Raw genomic sequence first — 9,340 nt, 5'->3', positions numbered from 1 at the left:
ACGTCGGCGGCCACGAGGGTCGGGGGGTGGGGCTGGTCGCCAAGCTGCGCGCCTACGCCGAGCAGGACCGGGGCGCCGACACCGTCGACGCGCAGACCGCCCTCGGGTTGCCCGTCGACGCCCGCGAGTACGTCGCACCCATCGCGATCCTGCACGACCTCGGGGTGAGCCAGGTGGTGCTGCTGACCAACAACCCACGCAAGGTGGCCGCGCTGCGGGCGCACGGTGTCGACGTCGTCGCCGTCGAGCGGCTCCAGACCGGCGTCAGCGCCGAGAACGAGCACTACCTCGAGACGAAGCGCGACCGGATGGGGCACGACCTGGTCCTCGATCGTTCGGACGAGGAGACCGCATGAAGGCCGGCGTGCCCGAGATCTCGACCGACGGACGCGGGCTGCACGTCGCGGTCGTCGCCGCCAGCTGGCACGAGCAGGTCATGACGGGCCTGCTGGACGGCGCCCGCCGGGGCCTGGTCGAGGCCGGCGTGACCGACGTCGACGTCGTCCGCGTGCCCGGCGCCTTCGAGCTGCCCGTCGCGTGCGCCGTGCTCGCGGAGCGCTACGACGCGCTCGTCGCGCTCGGCGTCGTCATCCGCGGGGGCACCCCGCACTTCGAGTACGTCTGCCAGGCCGCGACGGCCGGGATCACCGAGGTGGCGACCCGCACCCGCACCCCGATCGGCTTCGGGGTGCTGACGTGCGACGACGAGAAGCAGGCCCTCGAACGGGCGGGTCTGCCGGGCTCGGTCGAGGACAAGGGCCACGAGGCCGCGACGGCGGCGGTCGCGACGGTCGCCGTGCTCCGCGACGTGCTGCGCCCCGCACGCGGTGACTCGGCCCGGCCCGCGGTGACCCCGCCCGTCGGGTCGGTCGTGCGGTGACCCCGCCCGGCGAGTCGGTCACGCGGTGAGCGGCCGGTCGTGAGCGGCATACTCCTCGTTAGGCTGTGACCCTGTGAAGAGCTTTGAGCAGCTGTACGCGCAGCTGGCCGACAGGGCAGCCGCTCGTCCGGAGGGCTCCGCCACCGTGCGCGCCCTCGACGCGGGTGTCCACGAGATCGGCAAGAAGATCGTCGAGGAGGCGGCCGAGGTCTGGATGGCCGCGGAGTACCAGTCGCGGACCGAGACGGCCGAGGAGATCAGCCAGCTGCTCTACCACGTCCAGGTCCTCATGATCGCCAAGGGCGTCACCTTGGACGACGTCTACACGTATCTCTGACCTCCGAGGACTGAACCAGATGCTGCGAATTGCCGTGCCCAACAAGGGTTCCCTGTCCGAGTCGACGATCGAGATGCTGCGCGAGGCGGGCTACCGGACCCGGCGCGAGCCCAAGGAGCTCATCGTCACCGATCCCGAGAACGAGGTCGAGTTCTTCTACCTGCGTCCCCGCGACATCGCGCTCTACGTCGGCTCCGGCACCGTCGATGCCGGCATCACCGGCCGTGACCTGCTGCTCGACGCGGGGGTCGACGCGATCGAGCTGATGATCCTGGGTTTCGGCATCTCGACCTTCCGCTATGCCGCCAAGCCGGGTCTCGCCGCGGCCGTCGGCGACATCGAGGGCAAGCGGGTCGCGACGTCCTTCCCCGGGCTGGTGTCCAAGGACCTCGCCGACCGCGGGATCAGCGCCGACGTGGTACGCCTCGACGGTGCCGTCGAGACCGCCATCACCCTCGGCGTCGCCGACGTCATCGCCGACGTGGTCGAGACCGGCACGACCCTGCGCAACCAGGGGCTCGAGGTCTTCGGCGACCCGATCCTGCACTCGGAGGCCGTGCTGATCAAGGGCAACCGGCCCGGCCGAGAGGTCGCCGTCGACGTCCTGGAACGGCGGCTGACGGGAGTACGCACGGCGCGCACCTACGTCATGCTCGACTACGACTGCCCCAAGGACCTGGTCGAGCAGGCGACCGGGCTGACTCCGGGGCTCGAGTCGCCGACGGTCTCGCCGCTGCAGGACGAGGAGTGGGTCGCGGTGCGGGCCATGGTGCCGCGATCCGGTCGCAACCGGGTCATGGACCAGCTCTACGACCTCGGGGCGCGGGCCATCCTCGTCACCGACATCGCAGCCTGCCGGCTCTGACACCATGAGCGAGCCCGCGGCTCCAGATCCCTCCGCCGCCTTTGCGCCGTTCCGGCCTCGCCGGGGGCGCATCGTCGCGCTCGGGGTCCTGTGGGGCTCGCTCGTCCTGTTCGGCGTCCTTGCCGCGCTCCTGCCGACCGTTTCCGGGCAAGCCGTCTGGGGTTTGGTCGACCGGCTCATGTTCTTCGCCATCGGGGTGGTCATCGCGCTGCTCGCGTGGCGGTACGCGTCGCTTCGCGCGGTGCCCAGCCGCGAGGGCCTCGTCGTGCGCAACCTCGTCAACACCCGGCGCCTCGAGTGGGCCCAGATCGTCTCCGTCCAGTTCGGCGGGGGTCTGCCCTGGGTCAGCCTCGACCTCGACGACCTGGACACACTGGCCGTCATGGCGATCCAGAAGGCCGACGGCGCCTACGCGGAGCAGGAGGCCACCCGGCTCGCAGCGCTCATCCAGGAGCTCGGCGAGCCCGCCGACCCCGACGTCGACGGGAAGCCTCGATGACCGACAGACACCAGGACGACAACCCGGTGGCCGGCCGCCAGGCCACCCGGCAGGTCCCGCCCACGCCAGACCGGCTGCGGCGTGTGCTCGGCCACTTCGCCACCGGGGTGACGGTCGTGACCGGCCTCGACGCCGAGCACGAGCCGGTCGGGTTCGCCTGTCAGTCCTTCAGCTCCGTCTCGCTCGAACCGCCGCTCGTCCTGTTCTGCGCCGACCATCGGGGCCGGTCGTGGCCGCGGATGCGTGACACGGGCACCTTCTGCGTCAACATCCTGCGCCACGCCCAGCAGGACATCGTCGACCGGTTCGGGTCACCTACCGGAGCACGCTTCGAGGGCATCGACTGGCACCTGTCGCCGTACGGCGCGCCTGCCCTGCCCGGCGTCCTCGCCCGCGTGCACTGCGCCGTCGAGGCGGTCCACGCCAGTGGTGACCACGACGTGGTCGTCGGGAGGGTCCAGGACCTCGAGCTCGTCCAGGCGGGCAGGCCGCTGCTGTTCTACCGAGGCAGGTTCGCGGTCACCGAGCGGGTGCGGTCCGCGGCACAGGTCGAGGTGACCGGTGGCTGGGACGACTTCTGGGGGTGATCCGCCCAGCCCCAACCTGTTGCCCCTGGTCGGCGTCTCAACGGGTGACGGGCGGAGTCACCGCCCCGATCCTCGGGAGGACGCCGTGAAGACCAGAACACCATCCCTCGCGGTCGCGGGCGCCGCCGCCGCACTGCTGTGCGGGGCCACGCTTACCGGTGCCGCGTATGCCGCCCAGCCCGCGACGCTCGCCGGCGCCGCCACGCGCGCGACGACCACCGCCACCGTGCCGACGAGGAACCCGGTCACCTACGCCGACATCCTCGTGCGAGCCTGGGGGCGGGGGGACCACCCCGAGGTCGGATTGTTGGCGAGCGCGTCTGTGGCCCGCTCCCTCTTCGCCTACTCCGATCCCGGTGGTGTGAGCTGGCGCCGCACCTGGTGGCAGGGGGCCGCCGGCACGATCCATGTCACCTACCACGACGACGCCCGCGGGGGGACCGTCACGATCGGCGTCAGTGACGTCCTGCTCAGTGAGGGACGCAGCCATGCCGCGTACGAGGTGCGCTTCTCGCAGGCGCACCCGATCGGTCCGGTCACCTACGCGGACCGCCTCGTGAGGGCTTGGGGGCGCGGTGACCACCGGGCCACGGCGACATACGCGACCCGTGCGGTGGCAGACACCCTGTTCGACCACGCCGACCCGGGCGGTGGGCACTGGCGCAGGGTCGGCGCGAGCGGTGCGGCGGGCACGACCTACGTGACGTACCACAACGACGAGAGGGACGGCTACCTCACCCTTGCAGTGGGCAACGCTGCGGAGCAGGACGGGCAGCTGCACGCCGTCCGCGACGCCCGCTTCACGCGCTGACGTGCGGGTGGTCGCCGGGCGACGAACGACCCACGGCGCCACAATGGACCGTGGGCCGATCGCCGACGTGACCCCCCAGCCAGAGGGAGGCCGGATGCGAGGTGCCGACCGCGACGCGGAGCGCGTGGTCCGCGACATCTACGACGCGCACTACGGTGCGCTCGCCGGTTGGGCTGCGCGGCTGGTCGGCGACCGTGAGCTCGGCCACGACCTCGCCACCGAGGCGTTCGTGCGGCTGCTGCGCGACCACTCGTCGGTGCAGGACCCGCACGCCTGGCTCTACACGGTGACCGCCAACCTGGTGCGCGACCACTGGCGCAAGCGGGGCCGCGAGAGCTCCGCCTACGGGCGCGTCGTCGTGGCGCCCGGGTCGGACCCGGACCCTGCCACCCGGCTCACCGTCCGCGAGGTCGTCCTCGCGCTGCCGGACCGGCTGCGCCTGCCCGTCATCCTGCGCTACTACGCAGACCTGCCCCTCACGGCCGTGGCAGCCCGGTTGGGCAAGTCCGAGGGGGCCGTCAAGCGTGACTTGTTCGATGCCCGCCGACGGATGGCGGCACAGCTGGAGGGCGTGCGATGAGCGACGATTTCCACAGCCCCCCGGACCAGCCGGACCACCTCGAGGAGCCGGACCACCGTTCGGTCGAGGACTTCTTCGCACGGGAGCGGGACGCCGCTCCGATCCTGCCGAGCGACGAGGTGCGGTGGCGGCGGATCGTCTCCGAAGCACGGAGCAGCAGCACCCCCTGGACTCGCTACCTGGTCCTCGCCGCGGCCGTCCTGCTCGTTGCCGCCGCCCTTGGGTGGGGGGTGCTTCGCACCGGGCCAGGCCCCGGACCGTCGTCCCCCCCGACCACGTCGGCCGTCGCGACACCACCGACCCCGACCACATCCGCCCAGCCGTCCACCTCGCCTGGCACGTCGCCCACCACAAGCGACTCGCACCCGACGGGCGCCCCGCGGGCGACGACGAACCAGGTGCCGGCGCTCCTGCCGGTGCCGGCGTCCTTCCGGATGAGCTCCGTGACGACAGCCGACAACCGGCACCTGTTCGCCCTGGGCGTGCTCGCCTGCCCCGGTGGGACCTGCCCCGCACTGGCCGCCTCCGACGACAACGGCGGCACCTGGCACCTCGTGCACACCTTCGCCGCGCCGACGACCCCGAGCGGCGGTGCCCCCGGTCGGCCCGGCGGGAGCGGCCGGCTCAGCGACGTCCGCTTCGCCAACCCCTCCGTCGGGTGGGTCTTCGGCGGCGCCATCCTGCGCACGACCGACGGTGGCCGCACCTGGCGCGACTATGCGCACCCGGGTGGGGACGTCATCTCGCTCGAGACGGACGGGACCGACGTCGTCCTCACCGCTTCGCAGGCCTGCTCCGGCGGTACGTGCCACGGTGCCATCAGTGTGGTCCGGGCACCGGTGACCGCAGCGTCCGCCACAGATGTCGTGGGCACCATCGACGGTGGAGCCGGCGTCACCGGTGCCTCGGTCTCTTGGCACGCTAGTCTGGCCTACGTGTCACCGCGGGTGCAACCACGCGCGGGCGCCACCCTGCCGGGTCCCGTCTCCGTGCGACGTGACGGTCTGCACGCGGCGGGGCCACAGGGCTGCGGGAGCGGCCAGGGTGTCCGGATCGTCGCCCCGGCCGCAGGATCGAGCCTGCTCGCCGTGTGTCCGTCCAGCGGTGCGGCCGGCCACGTCGGCTTTGCCGTCGAGTCGAGCTCCGACGGGGGAGCGACGTGGACCCTCGTGAGCACCGACCGGCTCAGGCTCGTGAACGCCGGGTCCGCGTCCTTCGCTGCCGCCGACGCGTCGAGCTTGCTCGCCGTCTCGGGCGGGAGCCCGGACCTGCACGGCTCGATGCAGCTCAGCGCCGACGGCGGAGCCACCTGGGCGCCCCCTCGTGGCCGACCCGCCCTGCCGCCGCGTGGCTGGGCCTGGGTCGGCGCGCCGGGTGGTTCGGTCTACTACGCGCTCTCCGCGGACCCGCTCGGCGGCTACTGGAAGAGCACCGACCGGGGGCAGACCTGGCGCGAGGTCGGTGTCGCCGGACGGTGACGCGAGCTCAGGACACCTGCGACAACCCCGGGCGCAGCCGGAGCGCCACGAAGCCCTGGATGATCGCGATGGCGCCGAGGATGGGCCACGTCAGGGTCAGGGTCCCGACCCGGTCGCGGACCGCGCCCATGGCCAGCGGGCCGACAGCAGCGAGCGTGTAGCAGACGAGGAAGCCCATCCCACTGAGGCGGGCGGTTGCGGAGGGGCTCTTCGCGTAACGCACGAGCAGGACCAGGCCGAGAGAGAACGCGGACCCCTGCCCGAGCCCGAGGACGAAGGCCCAGGCCCATGGTGCGGCGAGTGGCGACAGGTAGATCCCGAAGCTGCCGATGATCCCGAGCGCCGCCGAGACGAGCAGCAGCACCCGCATGTCGCGCACGCGGTCGCTCATCGCCGGGCCGAGCAGACCGGAGACGATCTGCGCCGCGGTGAAGGCTGCGAGCAGGTAGCCCGCATCGGTCGTCGACCACCCGTGCTCGACGTAGGTCGGCGCCAGCCAGGCGACACTCGAGTAGAAGCACCACGACTGGAGTGCGAGGTAGATCGCGACCGTCCACGCCGTCACGCTGCGCCACGGCAGACCACCGTGTGGCGCCTCGGCGCGGACGTGACGTGGGTGGACCCTCACGGTGAACGGCGCCCAGACGACGACCCCGATCAGTGCTAGGACGGCCCAGGCGCCGAGGGATGCCTGCCAGGAGCCGAGGCGCTCGGCCAGCGGGACCGCCACCGCCGAGGCAAGGGTCGCCCCGCCGAGCATCCCTGCCATGTAGAGACCGGTGACCAGGCCCACCCGTTTCGGACGGAAGAAGATCTTGACCAGGTGGGGGAGGAGCGTGCTGGCGATCGCAATGCCGACGCCCGCGACGAAGGTCCCCAGATAGAGGAGCGCCACGTTGTCGCCGAGTCCGCGGGCGATGGTGCCGAGCAGGATCGCCACCGCCGAGCAGAGCACGACGACCGCGGCACCGGCCTGGTCGGCCAGCCGTCCCGCGAGGGGTGCGAAGAGCCCCATGCACAGGACGGGCAGCGCGGTCAGGACGCCGGCCATCGCATGGCTGAGGCCGAGGTCCGCCGAGATCGTGTCGATCAGAGGGGGGACGCTGGTGATCGTCACGCGGAGGTTGACGGCCACGGCAAGGAGCGCCCACACCATGGTCCAGAAGGACGGCAGCGGGCGTGGCCGGCCCGCATGCCTGTTCGGCTGGGTCAGGGGGGCCACCTTCAGACCGTAGTCGTGTCGATGAGCAGGTCGGCGCGCCGTCTGGTCCCGTCGCGCTCGAACAGTTCGTCCTCCTGCGCCGCCCAGTGTTCCCAATGCGGCGCGTACGTGTCGCCGTCGCGGGCCAGCCCGCGAGCCCGCCGCAGCGCGGGGGAGGCGTCGAGGAAGACGCGCACGGCGGCATACGCCCCGGCCGGCAGGACGCTGGAGCCGCAGCCGTCCACGACGAGGAAGGGCGCTGGGAGGACGGGATGCTCCTCGGCCCACTCGCCGTGCTCCCAGTCCCATCGACGGTATGCCGCCGAGCGCCCTTGTGAGAGTGGGCGCAGTATGCGGGTGGCGAGGATGTCCACGGCCCGGGCCAGCCCGTCCCACCCCGGGTAGACGAGGTCGAGGTGGACGACCTGGGCGACGAGAGCATCTGCCACGGCCGCGGCGAGGGTGGTCTTGCCCGAGCCGCTGTGCCCGTCGACGGCAACGACGATGACCGCGCCGCAACGGGGTCCGGCGCGGCGGGCCAGGTCGACGACCGCCGCCACGTGCACGGGGTCGGCCGGTTTCGTGATCCGGTCCCACATGCTCGCGACCCTACCGGGCGCCTACCCTGACGCCATGACCGTGGCCACGAGGGTGATTCCCTGCCTCGACGTCGATGCCGGTCGCGTGGTCAAGGGCGTCAACTTCATGAACCTGCGCGATGCCGGTGACCCCGTCGAGCTCGCCGAACGCTACGGGGAGCAGGGCGCCGACGAGCTGACCTTCCTCGACGTGACCGCGAGCAGCGGGGACCGCGAGACGACCTACGATGTGGTCCGGCGCACGGCCGAGCGGGTCTTCATCCCGCTCACTGTCGGCGGCGGGGTGCGGTCGGTCGGCGACGTCGACCGGCTGCTGCGCGCGGGTGCGGACAAGGTGGGCGTCAACACGGCGGCGATCGCCCGGCCGGAGCTCATCGCAGAGATCTCGGACCGCTTCGGGGCCCAGGTGCTCGTCCTGTCGGCGGATGTTCGTCGGCGTCGGCGTGACGACGGGAGCCCGACCGGTGACTTCGTCATGACGACGCACGGTGGCCGCACTCCCGTGGACCTCGACGCGATCGAGTGGTGCGCCCGGGCTGCCGAGCTCGGGGCGGGGGAGATCCTGCTCAACTCCATGGATGCCGACGGGACGAAGGACGGCTTCGACCTCGAGCTGATCCGGCTGGTCCGGGCCGCCGTGGCGGTTCCGCTCATTGCCTCCGGCGGTGCCGGGCGGGTCGAGCATTTCGCACCCGCGGTGCACGCCGGTGCCGATGCCGTGCTCGCGGCGAGCGTGTTCCACTTCGGTGAGCTCACCGTCGGTGACGTCAAGGCGGCACTGCGTGGGGCCGGAATCCTCGTGCGCTGAGCAGCTGTCTCAGACGCCCAGCTGACCTGCCTGCAGCGCCGCGATGTCGTCGGCGTCCCCGGACAGGTCGACCCGCGCAACGCCCGTGCGGCCGAACGCGTAGAGGACGAGCTCCTGCGGTCGGCCTCGCAGCACGACGGTGCCGCGCTCGTCGGGCAGGCGCGCCGCATGGCGTCCGAAGCCCTCGGCGACGAGAACGATCCCCGTCGGTGAGCGCCGGAACGCGATGCGGGCGAAGCGTCGTAGACCGGCCCAGAGGTGCTCCTCGAGCTCTGTCTCGAGCGGGCGGGGCGCCCAGCCATCCTCGGCCCTCAGGACGTCTTCGTGATGGACGAAGAACTCGAGCAGGTTGGCCCGCTCATCGACCGCCTGCCACGACGTCGGGTTCCATGCCGGTGCGCCCTGGCGGACCCGAGACACGAGCTGGCTGTAGTCGCTCCGGGCGATCCGGCGGATCTGGTTCTTGACCGGAGTGCTGACGAAGGGCACGAACCTGCCGACGACGAGGTCCGGCCGGGAGTCGCGGATCACGAGGTGGGTCGCGAGGTTCCTGGTCTTCCAGCCGGTGCAGAGTGTGGGAGCGTCGGGGCCGAGCCGGTCGAGGCTGTCGGCGAGCAGGAGCCGTTCGGAGTGGGCGTGGCGGGTCATGGGCCCATCCTTCCAAAAGGCCCAGGAGGACGGTCCGGTGCTGCCCC

12 protein-coding genes and 1 pseudogene are annotated in these 9,340 nt (G+C 72.1%); 10 read left to right on the top strand and 3 right to left on the bottom strand.

What is annotated here, in order from left to right:
• The 9 genes and pseudogenes from L0H79_RS17700 to L0H79_RS17660 form a co-directional block, all read left to right on the top strand.
• Positions 1-356: pseudogene (locus L0H79_RS17700) on the top strand (bifunctional 3,4-dihydroxy-2-butanone-4-phosphate synthase/GTP cyclohydrolase II); the annotation flags it as partial.
• On the top strand, positions 353-880 hold the full coding sequence (gene ribH / locus L0H79_RS17695) for a 6,7-dimethyl-8-ribityllumazine synthase (protein WP_301485967.1): 528 nt from the start codon (positions 353-355) through the stop codon (positions 878-880). The pseudogene L0H79_RS17700 and the gene ribH, both read left to right, overlap by 4 nt.
• A 73-nt stretch (positions 881-953) precedes the next feature.
• Positions 954-1,217: a phosphoribosyl-ATP diphosphatase gene (locus tag L0H79_RS17690; protein ID WP_301485966.1), complete on the top strand. Its 264-nt coding sequence runs from the start codon at positions 954-956 to the stop codon at positions 1,215-1,217.
• Positions 1,218-1,236: 19 nt separating this feature from the next.
• The gene (gene hisG / locus L0H79_RS17685) at positions 1,237-2,082 is read left to right on the top strand and encodes an ATP phosphoribosyltransferase (protein WP_301485965.1); all 846 of its coding nucleotides are present in this window, start codon (positions 1,237-1,239) and stop codon (positions 2,080-2,082) included.
• A gap of 4 nt (positions 2,083-2,086) precedes the next feature.
• Entirely contained in the window at positions 2,087-2,581 is a 495-nt protein-coding gene (locus tag L0H79_RS17680; protein WP_301485964.1) for a PH domain-containing protein, read from the top strand.
• Positions 2,578-3,168 carry a flavin reductase family protein gene (locus L0H79_RS17675; protein ID WP_301485963.1) on the top strand — a complete coding sequence of 197 codons (591 nt, stop codon included), beginning with the start codon at positions 2,578-2,580 and terminating at the stop codon, positions 3,166-3,168. Before L0H79_RS17680 ends, L0H79_RS17675 begins: the two co-directional genes overlap by 4 nt.
• Before the next feature lie 85 nt (positions 3,169-3,253).
• Positions 3,254-3,979 (top strand): hypothetical protein, encoded by a 726-nt coding sequence (locus L0H79_RS17670; protein ID WP_301485962.1) that lies wholly within the window; start codon positions 3,254-3,256, stop codon positions 3,977-3,979.
• Positions 3,980-4,073: 94 nt separating this feature from the next.
• Positions 4,074-4,559 (top strand): RNA polymerase sigma factor, encoded by a 486-nt coding sequence (locus L0H79_RS17665; protein ID WP_301485961.1) that lies wholly within the window; start codon positions 4,074-4,076, stop codon positions 4,557-4,559.
• The gene (locus L0H79_RS17660) at positions 4,556-6,037 is read left to right on the top strand and encodes a hypothetical protein (RefSeq protein ID WP_301485960.1); all 1,482 of its coding nucleotides are present in this window, start codon (positions 4,556-4,558) and stop codon (positions 6,035-6,037) included. The genes L0H79_RS17665 and L0H79_RS17660 overlap by 4 nt, the downstream gene beginning before the upstream one ends.
• Before the next feature lie 7 nt (positions 6,038-6,044).
• Here L0H79_RS17660 and L0H79_RS17655 read toward each other — a convergent pair whose 3' ends face one another.
• Both L0H79_RS17655 and L0H79_RS17650 read right to left on the bottom strand, forming a co-directional pair.
• Positions 6,045-7,259, bottom strand: coding sequence for a CynX/NimT family MFS transporter (locus L0H79_RS17655; RefSeq protein WP_301485959.1), 1,215 nt, complete (start codon positions 7,257-7,259; stop codon positions 6,045-6,047).
• A 2-nt stretch (positions 7,260-7,261) separates the two neighbouring features.
• The gene (locus L0H79_RS17650) at positions 7,262-7,837 is read right to left on the bottom strand and encodes a hypothetical protein (protein ID WP_301485958.1); all 576 of its coding nucleotides are present in this window, start codon (positions 7,835-7,837) and stop codon (positions 7,262-7,264) included.
• Positions 7,838-7,871: 34 nt separating this feature from the next.
• Between L0H79_RS17650 and hisF the strand changes: the two genes are divergently transcribed.
• Positions 7,872-8,645 (top strand): imidazole glycerol phosphate synthase subunit HisF, encoded by a 774-nt coding sequence (gene hisF / locus L0H79_RS17645; RefSeq protein WP_301485957.1) that lies wholly within the window; start codon positions 7,872-7,874, stop codon positions 8,643-8,645.
• 9 nt (positions 8,646-8,654) lie between these two features.
• Here hisF and L0H79_RS17640 read toward each other — a convergent pair whose 3' ends face one another.
• Positions 8,655-9,293 carry a TIGR03085 family metal-binding protein gene (locus tag L0H79_RS17640; RefSeq protein WP_301485956.1) on the bottom strand — a complete coding sequence of 213 codons (639 nt, stop codon included), beginning with the start codon at positions 9,291-9,293 and terminating at the stop codon, positions 8,655-8,657.
• Between the last annotated feature and the right edge of the window lie 47 nt (positions 9,294-9,340).

Origin of the sequence: Intrasporangium sp. (genome assembly GCF_030452765.1) — a bacterium.
Taxonomy (GTDB): Bacteria; Actinomycetota; Actinomycetes; order Actinomycetales; family Dermatophilaceae; genus Intrasporangium_A.
This window is presented reverse-complemented; position numbering and strand designations above follow the sequence as displayed.